This window comes from Pseudarthrobacter kochi (genome assembly GCF_055412805.1).
The window spans coordinates 1-17,989 of sequence record NZ_JBVAYV010000053.1 but is presented as its reverse complement, the minus strand read 5'-3'; the positions used below and the strand labels follow the sequence as shown (position 1 = coordinate 17,989).

Annotated in this window: 25 protein-coding genes and 1 pseudogene; 18 read left to right on the top strand and 8 right to left on the bottom strand. The window is 63.0% G+C overall.

Annotated features, from left to right (window positions below; translation table 11 throughout):
• Nucleotides 1-395: hypothetical protein (locus ACZY0Y_RS17830; protein WP_463959530.1), on the top strand; the 395-nt coding region annotated here is incomplete at its 5' end.
• A 225-nt stretch (nucleotides 396-620) separates the two neighbouring features.
• Here ACZY0Y_RS17830 and ACZY0Y_RS17825 read toward each other — a convergent pair.
• Entirely contained in the window at nucleotides 621-818 is a 198-nt protein-coding gene (locus ACZY0Y_RS17825) for a hypothetical protein (RefSeq protein ID WP_463959529.1), read from the bottom strand.
• A gap of 179 nt (nucleotides 819-997) precedes the next feature.
• On the opposite strand from ACZY0Y_RS17825, the gene ACZY0Y_RS17820 reads away from it, so the two are divergent.
• From ACZY0Y_RS17820 to ACZY0Y_RS17810, 3 genes are all read left to right on the top strand, one after another.
• On the top strand, nucleotides 998-1,414 hold the full coding sequence (locus tag ACZY0Y_RS17820) for an ester cyclase (protein ID WP_463959527.1): 417 nt from the start codon (nucleotides 998-1,000) through the stop codon (nucleotides 1,412-1,414).
• Complete coding sequence (locus ACZY0Y_RS17815; protein ID WP_463959525.1) at nucleotides 1,411-1,896, top strand: hypothetical protein; 486 nt, start codon at nucleotides 1,411-1,413, stop codon at nucleotides 1,894-1,896. The genes ACZY0Y_RS17820 and ACZY0Y_RS17815 overlap by 4 nt, the downstream gene beginning before the upstream one ends.
• 765 nt (nucleotides 1,897-2,661) lie before the next feature.
• Nucleotides 2,662-2,907 carry a hypothetical protein gene (locus tag ACZY0Y_RS17810; RefSeq protein WP_463959523.1) on the top strand — a complete coding sequence of 82 codons (246 nt, stop codon included), beginning with the start codon at nucleotides 2,662-2,664 and terminating at the stop codon, nucleotides 2,905-2,907.
• 47 nt (nucleotides 2,908-2,954) lie between these two features.
• Here the strand turns inward: ACZY0Y_RS17810 and ACZY0Y_RS17805 are convergent, their stop codons facing one another.
• Complete coding sequence (locus ACZY0Y_RS17805; protein ID WP_463959522.1) at nucleotides 2,955-4,124, bottom strand: DUF6544 family protein; 1,170 nt, start codon at nucleotides 4,122-4,124, stop codon at nucleotides 2,955-2,957.
• A gap of 161 nt (nucleotides 4,125-4,285) precedes the next feature.
• Nucleotides 4,286-5,125 (bottom strand): hypothetical protein, encoded by an 840-nt coding sequence (locus ACZY0Y_RS17800; protein ID WP_463959521.1) that lies wholly within the window; start codon nucleotides 5,123-5,125, stop codon nucleotides 4,286-4,288.
• On the opposite strand from ACZY0Y_RS17800, the gene ACZY0Y_RS17795 reads away from it, so the two are divergent.
• The 3 genes from ACZY0Y_RS17795 to ACZY0Y_RS17785 all read left to right on the top strand — a co-directional run bounded on the left by ACZY0Y_RS17795 (nucleotide 5,126) and on the right by ACZY0Y_RS17785 (nucleotide 6,880).
• Entirely contained in the window at nucleotides 5,126-5,407 is a 282-nt protein-coding gene (locus tag ACZY0Y_RS17795) for a hypothetical protein (RefSeq protein ID WP_463959519.1), read from the top strand.
• A gap of 542 nt (nucleotides 5,408-5,949) precedes the next feature.
• Nucleotides 5,950-6,498: a recombinase family protein gene (locus ACZY0Y_RS17790; protein WP_463886032.1), complete on the top strand. Its 549-nt coding sequence runs from the start codon at nucleotides 5,950-5,952 to the stop codon at nucleotides 6,496-6,498.
• A 64-nt stretch (nucleotides 6,499-6,562) separates the two neighbouring features.
• Nucleotides 6,563-6,880 carry an SOS response-associated peptidase family protein gene (locus ACZY0Y_RS17785; protein ID WP_463886034.1) on the top strand — a complete coding sequence of 106 codons (318 nt, stop codon included), beginning with the start codon at nucleotides 6,563-6,565 and terminating at the stop codon, nucleotides 6,878-6,880.
• A 120-nt stretch (nucleotides 6,881-7,000) separates the two neighbouring features.
• On the opposite strand, the gene ACZY0Y_RS17780 is transcribed toward ACZY0Y_RS17785, so the two are convergent.
• The 3 genes and pseudogenes from ACZY0Y_RS17780 to ACZY0Y_RS17770 form a co-directional block, all read right to left on the bottom strand.
• A complete protein-coding gene (locus tag ACZY0Y_RS17780) occupies nucleotides 7,001-7,261 on the bottom strand; it encodes a hypothetical protein (protein ID WP_463959517.1) in 261 nt (86 codons plus the stop codon).
• A 689-nt stretch (nucleotides 7,262-7,950) separates the two neighbouring features.
• Nucleotides 7,951-8,647: pseudogene (locus ACZY0Y_RS17775) on the bottom strand (potassium channel family protein).
• Nucleotides 8,640-9,179: a potassium transporter TrkG gene (locus ACZY0Y_RS17770; RefSeq protein ID WP_463886060.1), complete on the bottom strand. Its 540-nt coding sequence runs from the start codon at nucleotides 9,177-9,179 to the stop codon at nucleotides 8,640-8,642. Before ACZY0Y_RS17770 ends, ACZY0Y_RS17775 begins: the two are co-directional and overlap by 8 nt.
• 334 nt (nucleotides 9,180-9,513) lie before the next feature.
• Here ACZY0Y_RS17770 and ACZY0Y_RS17765 point away from each other — a divergent pair, with 334 nt between their 5' ends.
• The 7 genes from ACZY0Y_RS17765 to ACZY0Y_RS17735 all read left to right on the top strand — a co-directional run bounded on the left by ACZY0Y_RS17765 (nucleotide 9,514) and on the right by ACZY0Y_RS17735 (nucleotide 14,158).
• Entirely contained in the window at nucleotides 9,514-10,320 is an 807-nt protein-coding gene (locus ACZY0Y_RS17765) for a hypothetical protein (protein ID WP_463886040.1), read from the top strand.
• Nucleotides 10,317-10,751 (top strand): phage holin family protein, encoded by a 435-nt coding sequence (locus ACZY0Y_RS17760; RefSeq protein ID WP_463886042.1) that lies wholly within the window; start codon nucleotides 10,317-10,319, stop codon nucleotides 10,749-10,751. Before ACZY0Y_RS17765 ends, ACZY0Y_RS17760 begins: the two co-directional genes overlap by 4 nt.
• On the top strand, nucleotides 10,748-11,377 hold the full coding sequence (locus tag ACZY0Y_RS17755; RefSeq protein ID WP_463886044.1) for a DUF3618 domain-containing protein: 630 nt from the start codon (nucleotides 10,748-10,750) through the stop codon (nucleotides 11,375-11,377). Before ACZY0Y_RS17760 ends, ACZY0Y_RS17755 begins: the two co-directional genes overlap by 4 nt.
• Before the next feature lie 15 nt (nucleotides 11,378-11,392).
• A complete protein-coding gene (locus ACZY0Y_RS17750) occupies nucleotides 11,393-11,959 on the top strand; it encodes a MarR family winged helix-turn-helix transcriptional regulator (RefSeq protein ID WP_463959515.1) in 567 nt (188 codons plus the stop codon).
• A gap of 292 nt (nucleotides 11,960-12,251) precedes the next feature.
• Complete coding sequence (locus ACZY0Y_RS17745; protein WP_463886046.1) at nucleotides 12,252-12,710, top strand: DUF4383 domain-containing protein; 459 nt, start codon at nucleotides 12,252-12,254, stop codon at nucleotides 12,708-12,710.
• 52 nt (nucleotides 12,711-12,762) lie between these two features.
• On the top strand, nucleotides 12,763-13,815 hold the full coding sequence (locus tag ACZY0Y_RS17740) for an iron-containing redox enzyme family protein (RefSeq protein ID WP_463959513.1): 1,053 nt from the start codon (nucleotides 12,763-12,765) through the stop codon (nucleotides 13,813-13,815).
• Nucleotides 13,816-13,858: 43 nt separating this feature from the next.
• Nucleotides 13,859-14,158 (top strand): CDGSH iron-sulfur domain-containing protein, encoded by a 300-nt coding sequence (locus ACZY0Y_RS17735; protein ID WP_463886050.1) that lies wholly within the window; start codon nucleotides 13,859-13,861, stop codon nucleotides 14,156-14,158.
• A gap of 441 nt (nucleotides 14,159-14,599) precedes the next feature.
• Here ACZY0Y_RS17735 and ACZY0Y_RS17730 read toward each other — a convergent pair whose 3' ends face one another.
• Entirely contained in the window at nucleotides 14,600-14,830 is a 231-nt protein-coding gene (locus ACZY0Y_RS17730) for a zinc-ribbon domain-containing protein (RefSeq protein WP_463886052.1), read from the bottom strand.
• A gap of 255 nt (nucleotides 14,831-15,085) precedes the next feature.
• Here ACZY0Y_RS17730 and ACZY0Y_RS17725 point away from each other — a divergent pair, with 255 nt between their 5' ends.
• The 4 genes from ACZY0Y_RS17725 (at nucleotide 15,086) to ACZY0Y_RS17710 (ending at nucleotide 17,539) form a co-directional block, all read left to right on the top strand.
• Nucleotides 15,086-15,361, top strand: a complete 276-nt coding sequence (locus tag ACZY0Y_RS17725; protein WP_463959511.1) for a hypothetical protein — start codon at nucleotides 15,086-15,088, stop codon at nucleotides 15,359-15,361.
• 496 nt (nucleotides 15,362-15,857) lie between these two features.
• Nucleotides 15,858-16,262: a hypothetical protein gene (locus ACZY0Y_RS17720; protein ID WP_463959509.1), complete on the top strand. Its 405-nt coding sequence runs from the start codon at nucleotides 15,858-15,860 to the stop codon at nucleotides 16,260-16,262.
• Entirely contained in the window at nucleotides 16,259-16,468 is a 210-nt protein-coding gene (locus tag ACZY0Y_RS17715; RefSeq protein ID WP_463886058.1) for a hypothetical protein, read from the top strand. Before ACZY0Y_RS17720 ends, ACZY0Y_RS17715 begins: the two co-directional genes overlap by 4 nt.
• Before the next feature lie 177 nt (nucleotides 16,469-16,645).
• The gene (locus ACZY0Y_RS17710; RefSeq protein ID WP_463886720.1) at nucleotides 16,646-17,539 is read left to right on the top strand and encodes a diacylglycerol/lipid kinase family protein; all 894 of its coding nucleotides are present in this window, start codon (nucleotides 16,646-16,648) and stop codon (nucleotides 17,537-17,539) included.
• 32 nt (nucleotides 17,540-17,571) lie between these two features.
• On the opposite strand, the gene ACZY0Y_RS17705 is transcribed toward ACZY0Y_RS17710, so the two are convergent.
• Nucleotides 17,572-17,907 (bottom strand): phospholipase D-like domain-containing protein, encoded by a 336-nt coding sequence (locus tag ACZY0Y_RS17705; protein ID WP_463959507.1) that lies wholly within the window; start codon nucleotides 17,905-17,907, stop codon nucleotides 17,572-17,574.
• Nucleotides 17,908-17,989 lie beyond the last annotated feature (82 nt).

Below are 17,989 nucleotides of genomic sequence, written 5' to 3'. Positions count from 1 at the left end.
GAAGTAATCACGAGATCAACAGCATCAGCCTTGAACTCATCAGAAAACGTGGGACGGGAAGACATGGGAACAATCCTTTCAAAGACTGTCTCACATCAGTAGTACACCTCAAAGCAGGGAAGGCCCTGGCGGAACCCTTCAAGCACGCCGACGCACTCAAAGCCGCCCAGGCGGACTCGGCACGGATCAACCAGCTCATGGCCGACGCAGCAAAACCCGAAGAACCAGCACCATCGGAACCTCCGGCCGAAATCGACCCCCGGATGGAAAAGATGCAACGGCTCATGAATGCCTCATTCCCGCCACAACCCGGCACCGCGGCCTCCACCGGCACAACCGCCCAACCGCGTACCCCGGACCAGCACCGCCAACAACAAACCGAGTATGGGCGCTAAATCCCCTGCCGTTTGAATCGAGAAAAGTGGTTTTATCGCCCCGATGTCGTCGGCTTCACGTATGCGCTGTTATCCGCGTTGTCGATTCCTGTCCCTGCACGCCGTTGGGTGCTGATCAACTGGGCCTCCGCAGTCGGCGGCCTGGCGGCGATGTAGGTGGACTCCTCGCCGAGAATGTTGGCTACGCAGAGCAGGGGGGACGGCGGTGGGACTCTGGATGCTTCGTCATGCGAGTTCAGCTGACGGTTGTGGATCCGGGTATTCCTCAAGAGCCTTTTTGCTTCCGTTGTCCTCGTGATGGCTGCGATCAATCACGTGACGAGCTGCCTCCCGGATTATCCTGGCCGGGTGTTCCGTGGTCATTTTGGAGACTTCATAACGAACTTCGTCGCTGTAGTGAATCCACTCATCACTGGCGGCCATTCTTTGGAGGCCATGAAGCGTGAACAGTGGAACTCGAATGCCCCCCGACCGGAGTGAGTTTAGGAGTGCTGAATAGACGAGGGGAGCCCTTGCTCCCGGGCAGACCAGCGCGCACGATGACAGATGACAACGAGGACCGTTCCGCACGGACCGGCCTGATAACCATAAACGGAGGATTCATGACCAGGGATGCCAATATTCACGCTCAGGAGCGCTTCGGCGCCGCTGTAAACAGCGGCAAACTCGAAGAATTCGACGACGTCGTCGCGGCCGGCTGTGTCGACCACGACCCGGCATCGGGACAAGGACCGGGCCCGCAGGGATTCAAGGACCTGTTCACAGGGTTGCGCTCTTCTTTTCCGGATCTGCACCTCGACGTCGAACACCTCACAGCCACCGACGTCGACGTCGCGTTCGCCTACACGATCACCGGGACACATCAGGGGCCGCTGATGGGCCACCCGCCCACCGGCAAGAGCTTCAAAATCCGGGGCATGCAGATCGGACGCTTCGAAGACGGCCAACTCGTCGAGCGCTGGGGAAGCAGCGACCAGCTGGGCATGCTCACCCAACTCGGGCTGTCCCCGCAGCCATGAACATCGTCCGCGCACTAGCCACCGGGGCCGCAGCAGGCGCCGCCGGGACCACAGTCCTGAACACCCTCACCTACCTGGACATGGTCTGGCGTGCCCGCCCCGCCAGCAGCACACCCGAGGCCACCGTCGAAAAACTGGCCGACGTCACAGGGGTCAAGATCCCCGGCACCGAGGAAGAACGCACGAACCGGCTAGCCGGGCTCGGCCCGCTGACAGGACTTGTCGTCGGCGCCGGAGTCGGCGCGGTCCTCGGCCTTGCCCGGGAAGCCGGATACCGGCCAGGACTCCTCGGCTCGTCACTGGCCGCGGCGGCCGGCGCACTGATCGGCAGTAACGGTCCCATGATCGTTCTCGGAATTACCGATCCCCGCACCTGGTCTCCCGCGGACTGGGCCAGCGACATCATCCCGCATCTGGCCTACGGCATCGTGACAGGCGCGGCGCTGCACGCCCTGGACCCGGCCGCCGACCGCCCCCGTTGACCCGCCGGGGGTGCAACGGGCAGACTTCCCCGTTGCACCCCTGACCGTCCAAACCGTCTTCGGGATTTCTGGCCGGGGCGCAGAAATCCCGGGAATCCGATTCGCGGCAACACGCGGGTGAGGCAGCGATTGCACCCTTCTCAAAGGGTGAAGTAACCCCGTCCACCCATAAGGGTCCGGGATCATGGGGGTTCTTATCTGGCAGCAGGCGGCACTCGGTCCCCTGATTTCGAGTACACGGCACCCCGCCGGGATTGGCCTAACGGAACTGTCACATTCCGGGGCCCCAACGCCTCCGCGACCTCGTTCATCGCGGGCCCCGATCAAGCTGCGATTTCCCACCAAAGTGGGTTCAAGTCAGATTGACAAAATCAAGCGGGTGATACCCGTGGCTTCGACGATCTCGAAGATGGACTGATTTTCCTGGTCCCGAAGGTGGGCGGCATAGGCAAGCTTCGCTGGATCGATCACGCTGGGCCGGCCGATCCTTTTGCCGTTAGTAACAGCAACGGCACGCGCGTGAGCTGCGCAACTGAGACGACGCGTTTCCATCGTTTGGCTGGTCTTTGTGACTGTTCATCAAGAATGGCTGCTTTTTCACAGCTCATGGTGGCGGATTAGCTGATACCGATGACAAAGGTTGGAGCCGTACACGTCCGCGACGCGCTCCACGGCCACCATGATTGGGCGCTTCCGCCTGAGGGACCGCATCCATGGCTCCCCGTAGATGTCCATGCATTCATCCTGGTTAGAAATCTGTCGAGAGTGCCGGTTTCGGTTGCTGGGGCTAGGGAGCACGCAACGCCGGATGTGCTGGTAAGGGACGACGTCGAGGTCCACACCATCGCGGCAGCCGTGCTGGCGGTGCGGATGCTTCCGGCCCCGCTCGCCGCGGCACCCAGCGTCCCCGTGACCACGGTTCTGGTGACGCCGGCGGTGGTCACCGTGGTTGCCGACGTGGCGGCGTTGAACGTGAGCGCCATCCTTTCAAACTGTGTCTCACATCAGTAGCACACCTCACTCCGTCGAGGCGCCTGACGGTGCAACCGATGGCGAACTCATAAGCGCTGTCTGCCAGGCCGTGCGGTGACGTTGTACTCAATCGAGTCAAGGACGAAACGCAGATAGGAATAGTCCCCGCTGGGGGCGTGCCAGATTCCCTCGCCGCGCTCCGCAACCCAGTGCGGTCCGAACTGTCGATAGCTCCCCAGCGGGGTGGACCAGCGCATTTTGGTGAACGACTTTCCGTCCGCGGACGCCGCCCCGCGTTCGTCAGCAACAAAATCTATGAGCTCCCCGCGATCGTTGAACGAAAGGACGGCACTGACGGTGTGGCTTCCGTTGGTAAAGGACGCACTGACGGTGTGCGAATCGATTTCGCGCCACCGGATTCCCGGATCGGCCAGCGCGCCTGGCGCGAACACGCAGAGGTCATTGAACAGCGTCACCGTCTCGGCCTCGTCCATGTCCGGCCCATGAGCATCGACCACCGTTACGGTTGATGCGAGCTTCACCCGCATGGTCGCGGAGGGCCCGATGAACCGGTGGAAGGCCTGGATCGGCATGCCGGCCCGTGAGGCGTCCATGAGGAACAGGCGTGAGAATCGGTCGTAGAAGTTGCTTTGTCGGCCGGTGAAGGACATCCAGGGCGCGGACGGTCCGCTGCGGATCTGCCCGTGATAGCGGGCGAAGAAGTTGTGAACCTTTGGCAGACCGACCGCACCGCTGAGCCGAATGTAGCCTTGCACCACCGTGGGAAGCCGGGAGAGGTCGGTTTCGGTAAGTATCGGGGACTGGGCGGCCCGGGCCAGGGCTTGTGAGACGTCGCGGTCGTACTGGGCGTGGAAGCTCTGCGGCCCTCGCGAGAGGTAGCCGAAGGCGACGCCGACGAGCAGGATGAGGTTGACGATCGTCCCGTAGGCGGCGTCTGCCCAGGACGAGATAATCACGATCTGGGAGACAACGATGCCCCCGGTGCAGAATACCCTCCATCGTTCTGGCAGGGCGAAGAGAGCAACCGAGCCGGCTAGGAGAAGGGCTGCCGCCACTAACCAGAGGACACCCAGCGGCGCAGATATCTGTTCCGTCAGTTGGGGAACGTCGGCGAACCCGAAACCCTTCGCAGCACCGATCAGGTGGATGAGCGCGTGAGCGACGAGGAAGGCCGCGAAGGCAATTTTCATGACCACCCCGACCGGAGATTTATGGGCACGCCAGGACTGTGGCACGGGTGGTTTCCTAACGTTCAATATGGGCAGCGGGCTAAGTAACGTTCATTGGGAACGTTGATGCGGCGGTCCGGTTAGCCACGACCACGTAGCCGAGCGGAAGGCGGTGCGATGACGAGCACCGCACTGTCGAGGAAGCGGACAATGGCCGAGCGCCTAAATCAGTTGCTTCGTTCTTTCAGTCCGGCAGCTGTATTTAGGTGCTTGAGGTAGAAATAGAGCGGGACCGCTCCGATTACTGCGAGCACCAGGAACATAGGAACGGCTGCCATCGACGCGAAGGGGGTACTCGGATCGGCGCTGGCGCCGAACCACTGATCGGTGGCCACTCCGATGGCCTCGAGCACCAGCATCACAAGCATCCCGCCGACGACCACTTCGCCGAGCGGCTGGCGATTCCAGAGCCACCATGCGCCGCTGATAAGCAAGGGCAACCAGATCGCGAGGTCCTGCACGAAGACCGCATTCGTGGTCGCCCCGGAGCCATTGAGGAAGTCGGCCGGCTGCTCGCTGAGGACGGCCGGAACAATGGTCCGCAACCACACCGCCGCATTGAGTACAGCAAGCACGATGGCATAGGTCGCGATGCTGCGGGCCGGGAGTCCATCGTCGAAGCTGGCGCGGAATGCTGCAAGGTCCATCTTCCGAACGATCACCACGATGGACCAGAACGCCAATGACAGCATCGCGACGTAAATCAGGAAAAGGCTGTTGAACGGGGTGGCAAAGAGGAACAGCACGCCCTGATAGCTGATGTATGCCAGTGCCCCCAGCCAGAGGACCAGCGCCCGCGCCGAGTCACGCCGCGTGAAGAACATCGCGGCGACGAGCACTGGAATCGCGAGGACCATGATCACCAGTGCGGTACCGCGGAGGTTGCCCTGGGCGACGGGCGGACCCCCAAGAACATCGGGGATGAAAAACGAGGTTGCGGCAGCCGCGAATGCCACGATCGCCAATGCCCCGGAGAGTCGGTACGCAGCGACGGGTAAGTTATTCATGTGCTTGATGCTACCGGCATGGGTGCGATCAATTTTCTGTTCTCAGCCGGGATACCTCCCTCGGCCGTCGGGCTCGTCATGTCTCGCCCTGGTGGTTCGTTGTGTACCTGGGTGCCGTGCATGATCTTCAGCGTGTTAATCTCCATCGCCTCCACACTGTCGAAGCGCAGCTATTTCGTTGCCGCGACCGTGCACGGCGTCGGCAAAGTGGCTGTAGGTCTCTTTTACTATGAGGTTTCTCTGTCGGGGCCGATCTCCTACTCGGGCACGGCATCGGGGTGAGCCTTGTGATCATCGGGGTGACGTTTGGGCCGTTCGACAGACGATTCAGGGCGCGATACGCCGTGCTGATCGCCCCGTTGCTGGGCATCTGATCATCATCATGGCCAACAAAACCTCCATCATGGGCGCCTCCGCGGCAAATGGTGGAACCTGTCAGCGTTCGTGTTCGACGGCGTAGTCACGACCTAGTCCGGGTGCAGACGACTTCTGACATTCCGTGCAGACGACTTCTGAAAACGACAAGTGCGGTGACGGCTGCCAGGCGCTTGTCCGGCCGCATGAGGACGGAAAAGTGGGTGTAGGGGCGAAGGACCGACTCGACGCCGACCAGGGGCGCTTCTAGTGGGAAGATGACACATTCCATCTCAAATACGATCGATTACTGAGACAGTCGGGCGGTTTTTCAGAACACGTCAGAGGTGTCGAGGATCGCGCGGTTCGACACGTCACAGACACGCCCCTCCACAGTCTCAGAATGCCGTCCAACAACAGATAGTCTCATAACGGAAAAATGTTCGGGATTAAGAGAATAGAAGATGGCTATGGCTGTGATCGGGTACGCGAGGGTTTCCACCGCGGAACAGAACCTTGATCTGCAGCTCACGGCACTCCAGGCCGCCGGCGCGGTCCGGACCTTTGCCGATAACGGTGTCAGCGGTTCCACGCTCGAACGCCCTCAATTGTCCAGAGCTCTGGACCGGCTGGAGGCCGGCGACGTACTCACCGTGTGGAAGCTCGACCGTCTGGGCCGCAACACCCGCCACGTCCTGGACGTCATCGAGGACATCAGGGAGCGGGGAGCAGGTTTCCGGTCCCTCACCGAAGGACTCGACACGACCGGGCCCATGGGCACTGCAATGTTGACGATCATGGCCGCATTTGGGCAATTGGAGCGCGACACGATGATCGAACGCACCAGGGCCGGGCTCGCCGCAGCCTCGGCCAATAACCGCCACGGCGGAAGGCCCCGCAAGGTCGACGACGCTGCCGCTGCCCGGGCCAAGGAACTCAAAGGAAAAGGAATCAGTGCCTCCGACATCGGCAAGATGCTCGGAGTCTCCCGCGCCACTGTCTACAGATATCTTCTGTAGGCGTTGCGGTTCCTAGAAATACGAGACGACCTGGACTGGAGCGTTTAGGTTACACGGGATTCTGTTGATCGAAGCAACACCTTGTCCCAGCTGGAACGTCGCTCCGACCCAGGATTTCCCCATCATCGCGGAGCAGCTGGACGAGGACTCCCTGGATCGCCGGTTATTGATTGCCTGGTGGGGTCTGATTCCGTCCTGGGCCAAGGACATTAATATCGGTTCGCGGCTGATCAACGCCCGCAGCGAGTCGATCCTGGACAAGCCGTCGTTCCGCAGGGCCGCTTACAAACGCCGGGCCCTTGTCGCGGCGGAGGGATATTACGAGTGGCAGAGGACCGAGGAAGGGAAGAAGATCCCGAATTACCTACTCCGAAAAGGATGATGTGCTGGCCTCTGCCGGGCTGTATAAGTTCCGACCCGACCCCCACCGGTGGCTGCTCAGCTGCACCGGTCTGACGACGACGGAGCATGGCTGGGTCAGCCTGTGCCGGGGGTGCATGCGTCAGTCGCTGGAGCCGGTGTCCGTGGTCAGCCCGCGGTCATCTGCTTCCCGCCGGTTTTCTTCTTCCGCGGGACCGGGCGTGATCGTCTGGTGTCCGTCGGCTGGATCGTTGTCTATGGCAGCTTCAGGCTGACCGCCATTACGGTCTGATCCGTCGTCCTGCGGGCCCGCGGAGCCTGCGGGGTGTCCGTTGACCGGTATCGTCTTCGGACGGCTGCCGTCGTTCAGTGTCTCTTCAAGTTCGTTCATTCGAGTGCTCATCAACTGCTCCCGTTCCTGTCGATATCTACGTACGGTCTCTTCCACGCTAACAGGCCGGGGGAGAGCAGGTCGGCAAAGGCCAGCGCCGGGCCAGGGCCGGCGGCGGTACGGATAGGGCCGCCGGTGATCCCGTGCTGGGGCTGGGCGCTCCTTCCGGGGTGCGGACGGGCCCGGGTCCGGCAGGCGAGTCGGGGAGGTCCGCCCGGGACCGGGCTCATGTCCCGCATGTCCGCCCGTCGTTTGTTGACTCGGCCCTTCGGATACGTGTCCGATGCCTGCCGGCGGGGGCGGACAGTTACTGGCTCTGACCCGGTTCGCCTAGTGCCCGGGCGTCCCGGATGGGACAATGCAGGTATGAGCGAGAACATACATTCCGGGGCGGAGGGGACTTCTCCTGGCGGCGAGGAAGATCGGGTCCAGGGTTTGGATAAAGAGAACCCTAAGAGGCCGATCACGCAGCCGATGCGCACCGTGGGCCAGCGTCGCCGGGACTCCGAGAAGAAGCTTGAGAACCACCAGCGTGAATCCCGGACAAAACCGTCAGATTGATTGGCGGTGGGGCGCTTATGCGTAAGGCATCCGGCACGGGAGGTGCCGATCATCCGGTTAGGCCGGCGCGATGAGGTTCTTCGGTCAGCTTCTGGTACCTCTCCTGCCGCGGTGAGCCGGGTGCGGCTGACTGTGACGGTTCAGGGGAGGGTGCTGAACCGTTCGGCTTTGGCTTTCCTGCCCTGGACGATGATTTGGTCGTCGTCGTAGAGCACCGTTTGTGCGGTGGTGTGGCCCCATTTGCCGCCGGGCCGTTTGACCGCCACGATGGTGATGCCGTACTTGTCCCGGAGGCCGAGCACGCCGAGGGGACGGTCGCGGATGCCGGCCGGCGGGCTGGTCCGGATCATTACGAAGTCGTCCTCGAATTCCACATAGTCAAGAATCGAACCGAGGACCAGGTGCGCGACGCGTTTGCCCATGTCGTGTTCCGGCCGGATGACGTGCTCGACGCCGAGCTGGCCAAGGATCTCGGCGTGCGGTTCGCTGATGGCCTTCGCCCAGATCTGGGGACGCTGGAACTTCAGGATCCGGGAGGTCGTCAGGATGCTGGCCTCGATGTCCGAGCCAATGCCGACCACGGCCCGGTCAAATTCGTGGACCGAGAGCTGGCGCAGCACCTCTTCCTTGGTGGAATCGGCCCTGACGACGTGGGTGAGGCGCCCGTTGTAGGACTGGACGATTTCTTCGCTGGTGTCGATGCCGAGCACCTCGGGTACCCTGCGCCTCCAGTTCCAGGGCCAGCGAGCCGCCGAAGCGGCCCAGGCCGATGACCACCACCGAGGACGCCTTGTCACTGGCGGCAGCGGAGTGGGACGAGAAGATATTCCTAGCCAATGAGGGGCCTTTCCTTGGGGTACTCGTAGAGCAGGGGTCGTTCGCGCAGGGCCAGGGCTGCGCCGAGGGTGACCGGACCCAGTCTCCCGACGAACATGAGCAGGATCAGCACGAGCTGTCCGGCGGGCGGCATGCCGGCGGTGATGCCGGTGGACAGCCCGACCGTCGCGAAGGCCGAAATGACCTCGAACAGGATCCGTTCCTGCCCGAAGTCGGTGATCAGCATCAGGAACATCGTGGAGCCGGTGACGAGGGCGATCGCCAGCAGCACCACGGTAATGGCCTGGCGGTGCACCGCGCGGGACAGGCGCTTGCCGAAGATGTTCACGGCCGTTCCGCCCTGCAGCTCGGTGCTGAGGATGAAGAACAGGACGGCGAACGTGGTGATTTTCAGGCCGCCGGCGGTACCGGCCGGGCCGCCGCCGATGAACATCATGATGTCCATACCCAAGGCCAAGGGGAGGCTCCGTAGCGGGCACACATACGCTCTCCTGTTGCTGCGGGACTGGAAAGCTGCGTAGCGCGTCCTCAGCCGATGTAGGAGGCAAGGTGCGGCAAGTGGAAGTCACTCAGTCGCTCATCGAGGACCAACGCCGCCAGGCTGCAGTCGTAGGCCGGCAGCGGATATCAGTCCGTTCAAATACGAATCGCCGACCAATAGGCCCTGGTTACCCTCTTACGCGAAGTACGCAGCCACGCTTCATAGGGGCCTTCGGAGTGGTGGTGGCCGCCTTTACTGCCGGAGGAGGCCGCGGGAGAGCCCAAAAACTTGTGAAGCATGCTTACTATTTATACTAATCATGCTTACTATTGTCGTAAGTGCTTTGTTCGTCAGAGCAGCCAGTCCCCGAGGAAAGAGAGCGACGATGACTGAGAACCCAGGGCAGCAGACGCCTGATCCATACCCGGCAGTGTCCAGTGTTCCTGCTGCGACGCCCGCACCGTCCACTTCCCGGGACGGCACCGCAACGAAATCGGATGCTGTGAAGGACGAGGCCGGAAATGTCGCCGGCCAGGCAGCAGGTGCCGCCCAGAACGTCGCGGCAACGGCCAAGGAGGAGGCCGCCAATGTGGCCTCCGAGGTGAAGACCAGCACGCGCGATCTCTTCAACCAAGCAAAATCGGACCTGGCCAGCCAGGCGGGAACACAGCAGCAAAAAGCGGCCGAGGGGATCCACACCATCTCCTCACAGCTGCGTACCATGGCCGACGCCCCGGACGAGCAAGGTGTCGCCTCGGACCTGATTCGCCAGGCAGCAGACCGATCTGCGTCCATCGCCTCGTGGCTGGAGAACCGGGATCCGGGTTCATTGCTGGAGGAGGCCAAGACCTTCGCCAGGCAGCGTCCGGGGGCGTTTCTGCTCATCGCGGCCGGGGCTGGCCTGGTCGCCGGGCGTCTGGGCAGAAGCCTTCAGGCCGGAGCCCCGACGGCGGCTCCGACAACGGGCTCGGCCCTCCCCCCGCAGCCCGTCCAGTCCCCGGCCACGGACAACGGCGTCGCCTACGGTGCGGGCGCGCCGGTTTACGGTGAGACCACGCCCGCTGCTCCGGTCTACGGGGAGACCGCTTATGGCGAGCCCGCGCGGCCCGGGTTTGCCGGTCCGGGTACGGATGGCGTTCCGTTGCGTGATCCCCACGACCCCTATCTCCAGGGTGAAGGGCGTCAGCCGTGAGCAGCCAGATACCGGAGCCGCCTCCCACCCCCGCGCACGCCAAGGCTAACGCTACTTCCCTGGGCGATCTGCTGGGAGATGTCACCCGCGACATGTCCACGCTGATGCGTCAGGAAGTGGAACTCGCGAAGGTAGAGGCGAAGCAGTCGGCCACGCGCGCCGGCAAAGGCGGTGGCCTGCTTGCCGGCGCCGGAGTCGCCGGGCACTTCGTGCTCGTCTTCCTCTCGCTTGCCCTGTGGTACGCCATCGGCGAGGCATGGACCGGCTTTGGCTGGTCCGCCGTCATCGTCGCGGTCTTGTGGGCCATCGTCGGGGCCGTCCTGGCCTCGAAGGGACGCAAGGAGCTCAAGCAAATCAAGGGCATGCCCCAGACCGCAGCGACCCTCCAGGAAATTCCGCCCACCCTGAAACCCAGTGAGGACAACCGATGAGTGAGAACCCGGACGCAATCCGCGCCGACATCGAAGCTACACGCGCACGACTAGGAACCAACGTGGACGCCGTCGCCGACAAAGTGACCCCGTCCAACATCGTCCACAGGCAGACCGACAAGGTCAAAGAAGCCGTCTTCGGAGTGAAGGACAAAGTCATGGGAACAGCCGAGAACGCCACGAGCAACCGCCATGCAGCCGCAGGCAGTGCCGGATCCGCGCTCGGCGATGCCGGCTCGGGCCTTGGGTCGACGCTCGGCGAGGCCGGCGCCGCCATCACAGACGCGCCCCACCGGGCCGTCGTGAAGACTCAGGGCAACCCCCTGGCCGCCGGACTCATCGCCTTCGGGGCCGGCCTGCTGGTCTCCTCCCTGATCCCGCCGAGCCAGAAGGAACGCGAGGCCGCCGAAGCACTGAAAAACGCTGCGGAACCGGTCACCAGCGAACTCGCCGACGCCGCGAAGGAAATGGTTCAGGGCCTGCAGGAACCGGCCCAGGACGCCATGGAAAACGTCAAAGAAACCGCCACCGACGCCGTCCAATCGGTAAAGGAGGAGGGCCAGAGCGCCGTCTCCGACGTGAAGGAAACGTCCGTGGACGCCAAAGACCACGTTAAGAACGCCTAAAAGCGTCCCCTGCCGATGCGAGCCCCCGCCCCGCCGGACAAACCGGCGGGGCGGGGGCTGGAGTTCCTGAAGCAGGCGCTGGCAGCGGGGAAGCGCGGAGGAGGACATCTGATGGCGGCGGATCTCCACACAGATTCGGATGGTTGGCCCACGGTCCGGCTCATAGGCATGGCGGCCCGCCTGGACGAGCGGAGGATCAACCGCGCCATAACCCACCTCGGCCTGACGAAGGGCTCGCTCGAGGCACTGGAAACCATCGCCGAGCTCCACACGGCGAGGTCATCAGAGCTCGCAGCGTTGCTCTGTGTCAGCTCCCAAAGCATGGGAAAAGTCGTTCGACGGCTGGAGAGCCTGGGCCTTTTGACGAAACGGCGAGGCATCGACGGCCGAACCGCCAGTATCGAGCTGACGCAGCACGGCGTGGATGTCATAGGCGCGGCCGCGGGGCTTCTTCAAGGACTGGCCCAGCCCCGGACGGATATGGACCCTGCCTTCCGAAGCAATCTCGAGTATCGGGTAAGTGACCTCAGGTCGCTGGAAATGGAACGAGCTCCACCCCCTGCTACCGGCCGGGCTCCGTGACCCTGCCGGCTGGTGGGAGTACGGGCCCCGGCGGGACTCCCAACGTTGATGGCAAGGCCAGTCGAACGGGGATTCCGCCGGGTTCGATACCACCGTCGACGGACCTCTTGTCATAGGCCCTCACCGGCACGCCCTGCTTCGGTGAGTGCGGCCGCTCCAGAAGGCGGGCGTTGGCAGACAACTGGAACGCTGCGTGAGTAATCATGCCCTCTAAATTGCGGGCGTGATCCCGCCCCGGGTGAAGCCGGGGGGACCAAAAAATGAAGGTTATTCAAACGAAGGAGAGTGCATTGTGACAAACACGAACAGCGTAGACCGGGACAAGACGAGCCTGCAGAGAGCCGCACAGGCGGTGGGAGCAGTGTTCCTGCTGGTCGGCATCCTTGGGTTCATCCCAGGGGTCACCAGCAACTACGAGTCCCTCGGGATAGCCGGCCACGAATCCACGGCCCTCCTGTTGGGGATCTTCCAGGTTTCCGTCCTTCACAACATCGTCCATTTGCTCTTCGGCGTCGCCGGCCTCCTGATGGCACGCACCCACGGACAGGCCAAAAACTATCTCCTGTTCGGGGGCATCATTTACCTGGTCCTTTGGGTCTACGGGCTTTTGGTCGGGCACGACACGCCCGCGAACTTCGTCCCGGTCAACAACGCGGATAACTGGCTTCACCTGGTCCTGGGTATCGGCATGATCGCTCTGGCCCTGCTGCTCTCCCGCGACACCGCCAAGACAGCGCCGGCCCGCCGCTGAACCCCCGACAAACTAAGATTCGCAGCCGCACGGACCTCACCTAGGAGCAACAATGAGCATCCCTGAACCGAGGGGACCCCTCAGCGCCGGACTCATTGCCATCCTGGTGGAGGAACCCGGGCCAGACCCTGCCGGCCTTTCTGACCTGCACGCGCTGGTCGCGGAGCGGTTGTCCGAACTCGAGGATCTGATCGACGACGACGTTCAGCTCGCCTTGTTCTGCTTGTACGAGCTGCATTACGGCGGGCTGGACGGCGTCGATGACCGGTGGGAATGGCATCCCGGGCTGATCGGGATCCGCCACCTGCTGGAGGAGCCGTTCGAAGCGTGGCTGCGCGCCGAGACCGGCCCGATAACGGCGTCAGTCCGACGTCCGGATACCGGGACCCCCGGCAGCGATGCCACCGCGGCGCTCCTGTTCGACATGGCTGGCCGGGACATGGGCCCCAGTGTGTCCCGTCACGTGGCCAAGAAGGCGACGGCCGAGCAGCTTCGTGAATTCCTGATCCACAAATCGCTCTACCAGCTCAAGGAAGCAGACCCGCACACCTGGGCCATCCCGCGCCTGACCGGACGGGCCAAAGCGGCCCTCGTGGAGATCCAGACGGACGAGTACGGCGGCGGCCGTCCGGACCGTATGCACAGCGCCATGTTCGCCCGGACCATGAGGGGGCTGGGCCTTAATGACAGCTACGGCGGCTACGTGGACGTCGTCCCGGCCATCTCATTGGCCTCCGTGAACATGATGTCCCTGTTCGGGTTGAACCGGAGGCTTCGCGGAGCCATTGCAGGGCATCTGGCAATGTACGAGATGACGTCCTCACGCCCCAACCAGCTCTACGGGAACGGTTTCCGCCGTCTGGGTTTTGACGCGGACGTCACGGGGTACTTCGATGAGCACGTCGAGGCGGACGCCGTCCACGAACAGATAGCCGGAAGGGATCTCGCCGGTGGCCTCGTGGAGGCGGAACCGGACCTCCTGGACGACGTCCTCTTCGGTGCGGCCGCGGTCTCCTGCATCGACGCCCGCTTCGCCGCCCACCTCATGGGTGCCTGGGACAACGACCTGTCTTCACTGCGGTCTCCCGTTCCCGCCACCGTATGAAGCTCTGCCCCGTCCCCTCCGCCTGCCCAGATCGGAAGCACGTATGAACGACAACGCCCTCAACCCCGGCAGTGCCTCGCTTGTCCTCTGCCCCGACGGGCCGATCCTGGTCCGCGGCGACTTCGACGTCGTCACGGCCTCCGGGGAACGCGTCCCACGACAGCGCAAAACCGTGGCCCTCTGCAGATGCGGCGCCTCGGCTATCAAGCCGTACTGCGACGGCACACATAAACTGATCAAATTTCGCACCGAACCCCCCGCCGCCTCCCGGGACGGCAGCAACACGGCCGGTGACATGGGAACGGCGCAACCTCCGGTCGGCATCTCATCCGAAGAGACGTGAAGAAGGCCGTTATGCCTCCCTCCTGTCCGACGAAGCGGCTTGGACAGCTGACCCCTGTTTCCGGCAGACGGAGGCCGGGTCGTGAATCCGGCGGTGCCTCGACGGGTTCCGTTGTGAAGCACGCACGGAAGGACGCGGCTCCAAACGAGCTGGGGTCCATTGACTTGCACTTCCGCGCTTGAGCCCGCGGCCGTCGCCGAAGGGGCGCCCCACCTGCTGCAGGTGGCACCCGGACGCTTCCACACCGGCCGACGCGAGGAACCCTGGATCAACACCCCAACCAACTGTCAGAGGAGCCTTGATGTGTACCGGATCCCCAGGACCGATGGCGCACCCTTAAGCGGATGCTCCCATTCCGCCGGCGAGGCGCCGGCGTGCGCCGTCCCCGTCTGAGCGGTCGGGCCGTGGCTTCGTGACCCTCCGTGCGCGGTGGATTCCTTCCTAACTCAGAAGGGCGTTCTTCTGTCTGGATTTGACTGTTGAGCTCTGCCCGCAGTTGGTGCAGGTGATGCTGAAGGTTTTGGATGTTGTGAGGATCGGAATGAAGAACAGGGTGAACTTGTTTGCGCGTTCCTGCAGGTGATGCTGGACGTACTGGCCGCAGTACTGGCACGTCGCCGTCCTTCCGGGCAGGTCGCGAAGGACGGTTTTGAAGCCGAAGAGTAGAAACATTGTGTGTGCCTTTCAAGTAACGACGTGGGGGTGCCGGAGCGCCAGGAGGCGCAGATCGTGGACGACTGGTTCTCCGTTAGTGGTAGGGACCACGCCGCCTCCGCAAAATAGTAAGTATACTTGCTAATTATCTCGTTTCTGCGTAGAGTTGCCGGCAGAGAGAAGTTGTCATCACCGGTTTTTGAAGCGGAACCTGGCTGGACGGCGATTTCGGCCCCTCACATCACCCCCCCTACATCAACTGAGGACATACCCATGACTGCGAACACCACCCAGCACGCCCACACCGATACGGCACGGAACGCGAATGACATTAAGATCTCCACCAGGACCCTTGAGTTTGCCGTGTACGTCGCTGCCGTTCTCGCCACGATCATCACCTCCGCCGTCGTCGGGGACAACGCCAACGAAGACGGTGCAGATGTCTTCAACGCACACGACGCCATGCAGCTCATCACCTGGCTGACCGTCGGTCTCATGGTGGCCCGCGGCCTGGCCAAAGCCGGGAACCGCAACCACAACCACGGATAACCAACTGCGCAGCGTTCGGCGGTAAGTGCTGCCGAACGACGACGGATCCTGGTGCGGCCCCCGGAAGGCGGCGGCACCAGGGTTTTTCGGCCGAAACGTTCTATCCCGGGATCCGCAGGGAGCCTGAGTCAGCACCCCTTGAAGGGCCTTAGGACTTTGTGCGGCTGCAGCCGCTCACCACCATGAAAAGCACCGCGAGGAAACGAGCCACCCATGGCAGATTCTCAGTACAACCAGTTTCTGCATGAAGCCAACACCGGTGATCCAGCATGCGACCGCGCTCTAGGCCGGAACAGTCTCTACGGCCCCCATGCCAGCTGGTGTTTCGTGTCCGCGGCCGGGCCCGCGCAGGAAGATGCCTTCTGGCCATGTGCAATAAGCGGCTCGACCCCCAGCGCGTCGGCCTCCGCATGAAAGGCCCGGCCGCAGCGGACTGCATCCTGGCCGGCTACCCGGGCCTGGTCTGATACGGGTGTCGACAACGTCCCCTACGTACATGCCCCGCGACGCCCACCAGCCCCGGGGCCGACGCCTCTGGTGCCCGACATGCGACACCGACCGGCACCTCCTCCTGGACTCCGTCACCACCCTCAACGCCGGGCAGGAAACACTAGCCGCGGCCATCACCTGCACTCGGTGTCGCCGCTCACGTGTCCTCGCGACCACCGCGGCCTTCGTCGCGGCCCTCCCGGAACGGAACGAAGACGACAGCGACGTCATGCACCGGGACGCCGCGTACGTTCACTGCCAGGAGCCCACGACACCCGCGGACCCCAACCTTCGGGGCGTGCAGTGGCCGGTTTCCACCCAAGCCGGGCCAACGGAGTTCCTGGGCGTCTACCTCCGGACCCGGGTTCTGCGCTGCCGGTGCGGCTTCCAGATGGAAATACCTCACTCATGACAAGCAACCTGCGCTTCGGCTCTGAAGTCAACCACGAACACGGAGACATCGTGACAAACAGCGACAGCCCCCACCAAGCCGCACGCCCGGCAACAGTAGGGGAAACACCGAGCTTGAACGAATTTGACCTCTCCCCGCAGGGACTCGCCGATGCCCCGGCGAGCGAAGTGGATCCCGACAGCCTCGCTTATCCCGGCAACAGCTGAACATCTGCACCGTTCGGCCCACCAGGCCGGCACGCGACAGACATGGTCACCGCGCCCACTCCGAGACACAGTGAGGTCCGGGGATAACACCCCTGTGAAATCAGCAACGATCTCATCCGCCTGGTCCGCCGGAAGGGGCCACTTAGGCAGCCGACAGTTATGAACCAGGAGCACAGCATGGATTCTGTACGGACATTTGACAACATAGTCATCATCTTCAATCCCAACAGCACCGGGGACGCGCCCCAGCTCGCCGAAAAACTCCGGGACCGGCTGACTGAACTCCTCACCTATACGGCGGACCTCAAGCTTCAACCGACCAGCCACGCCGGGCACGCCGTTGAGTTGGCCCGCGAGGCCGCCAGCAGCGGCGACCACGTTCTTGTCGTGTCCGTCAGCGGCGACGGGGGCTACAACGAAGTCGTCAACGGCGTGAAGGAAAGCGGCAACCCGAACGCGGTCTGTGCGGTCATGGCGGCAGGGAACGCCAATGACCACCGGCGGACCACCGGCACTAAGCCGCTGGAGGAAGCTATCGCTGAGGGCAACGTGCGGCACATCGATTTGCTGCGGATCCACACTGGGAAAGACGCGCCGGCGACATACGCGCACTCCTACATCGGATTTGGTCTGACACCGGTGATGGCAATCGACATTGAAAAGGGCAGCAAGGGCGCCGCCAAGGAGATGTTCTCCGTAATCCGGACCTTCGCGAAGTTCAAGCCATTCGAAATACGACAGACCGACGGAAAGCGCCGGAAATTTGACAGCCTTGTCCTCGCCAACATTCCCGAGATGGCAAAGTACGCCACCTTAAGCGACTCAGACGATGAGCCCTCCGACGGAAAATTCGAAGTGATCCTCTTCCCGCACATGCCCAAGTGGCGGGTACTACTGACGGCCCTGCGAGCCACCACAAAGGGATTGGGGGACCAGCCCAGCGTGAGCACCTACGAGTTCACCACACTCAAACCACTTCCATACCAAATTGACGGGGAAGTGAAATCCGTGGACGCGAACACACCGGTCAAGATTGAATGCGCCCCGGCCGCCCTGCCCATACTGGGGTAGCGTCCAGGCCAGCCGATGAAACCGGGTCGACTTCAGTGTAACGGTCGGAGCGGGACGAGGACGGCTTCGCCGAACCGGGCGAGCTGGTGCCGGTCCCGCAATTCCTCCAGGGTCAGTACCCGGCTGTTCGCGCTGTCCACGTCGAATATTTTCTGCATGTCCCGGGCGAAATTCTCGTCATGGATTTCGAGGTTGATTTCATAGTTGCCGGTCAGACTTAGCCTGTCGATATTCGCGCTGCCCACGGCTGACCAGCTGCCGGCGATGGTGCAGCCCTTAGCCTCGATCCACCGGTCGGGTTGAGGTTGTATCGGCGGTTTAAACGGAGAATGCCTGTCGGAGGCGGATTCTAGGGGTCGATGCAACACCCGAGGTCAGCTGGCTTCCAGTAGATCACGAAGACGCTCGGCCGGGGTGTCCCAGTCCAGTGTTTTGCGTGGTCTTGCGTTG

Excerpts from the sequence above, each read along its gene's own strand:
- ACZY0Y_RS17825 (WP_463959529.1), bottom strand. The coding sequence starts at position 818 with ATGGCCGCCAGTGATGAGTGGATTCACTACAGCGACGAAGTTCGTTAT.
- ACZY0Y_RS17820 (WP_463959527.1), top strand. The coding sequence starts at position 998 with ATGACCAGGGATGCCAATATTCACGCTCAGGAGCGCTTCGGCGCCGCT.
- ACZY0Y_RS17815 (WP_463959525.1), top strand. The coding sequence starts at position 1,411 with ATGAACATCGTCCGCGCACTAGCCACCGGGGCCGCAGCAGGCGCCGCC.
- ACZY0Y_RS17800 (WP_463959521.1), bottom strand. The coding sequence starts at position 5,125 with ATGAATAACTTACCCGTCGCTGCGTACCGACTCTCCGGGGCATTGGCG.
- ACZY0Y_RS17790 (WP_463886032.1), top strand. The coding sequence starts at position 5,950 with ATGGCTGTGATCGGGTACGCGAGGGTTTCCACCGCGGAACAGAACCTT.
- ACZY0Y_RS17780 (WP_463959517.1), bottom strand. The coding sequence starts at position 7,261 with ATGAGCACTCGAATGAACGAACTTGAAGAGACACTGAACGACGGCAGC.
- ACZY0Y_RS17765 (WP_463886040.1), top strand. The coding sequence starts at position 9,514 with ATGACTGAGAACCCAGGGCAGCAGACGCCTGATCCATACCCGGCAGTG.
- ACZY0Y_RS17755 (WP_463886044.1), top strand. The coding sequence starts at position 10,748 with ATGAGTGAGAACCCGGACGCAATCCGCGCCGACATCGAAGCTACACGC.
- ACZY0Y_RS17750 (WP_463959515.1), top strand. The coding sequence starts at position 11,393 with ATGCGAGCCCCCGCCCCGCCGGACAAACCGGCGGGGCGGGGGCTGGAG.
- ACZY0Y_RS17740 (WP_463959513.1), top strand. The coding sequence starts at position 12,763 with ATGAGCATCCCTGAACCGAGGGGACCCCTCAGCGCCGGACTCATTGCC.
- ACZY0Y_RS17735 (WP_463886050.1), top strand. The coding sequence starts at position 13,859 with ATGAACGACAACGCCCTCAACCCCGGCAGTGCCTCGCTTGTCCTCTGC.
- ACZY0Y_RS17730 (WP_463886052.1), bottom strand. The coding sequence starts at position 14,830 with ATGTTTCTACTCTTCGGCTTCAAAACCGTCCTTCGCGACCTGCCCGGA.
- ACZY0Y_RS17725 (WP_463959511.1), top strand. The coding sequence starts at position 15,086 with ATGACTGCGAACACCACCCAGCACGCCCACACCGATACGGCACGGAAC.
- ACZY0Y_RS17720 (WP_463959509.1), top strand. The coding sequence starts at position 15,858 with ATGCCCCGCGACGCCCACCAGCCCCGGGGCCGACGCCTCTGGTGCCCG.
- ACZY0Y_RS17715 (WP_463886058.1), top strand. The coding sequence starts at position 16,259 with ATGACAAGCAACCTGCGCTTCGGCTCTGAAGTCAACCACGAACACGGA.
- ACZY0Y_RS17710 (WP_463886720.1), top strand. The coding sequence starts at position 16,646 with ATGGATTCTGTACGGACATTTGACAACATAGTCATCATCTTCAATCCC.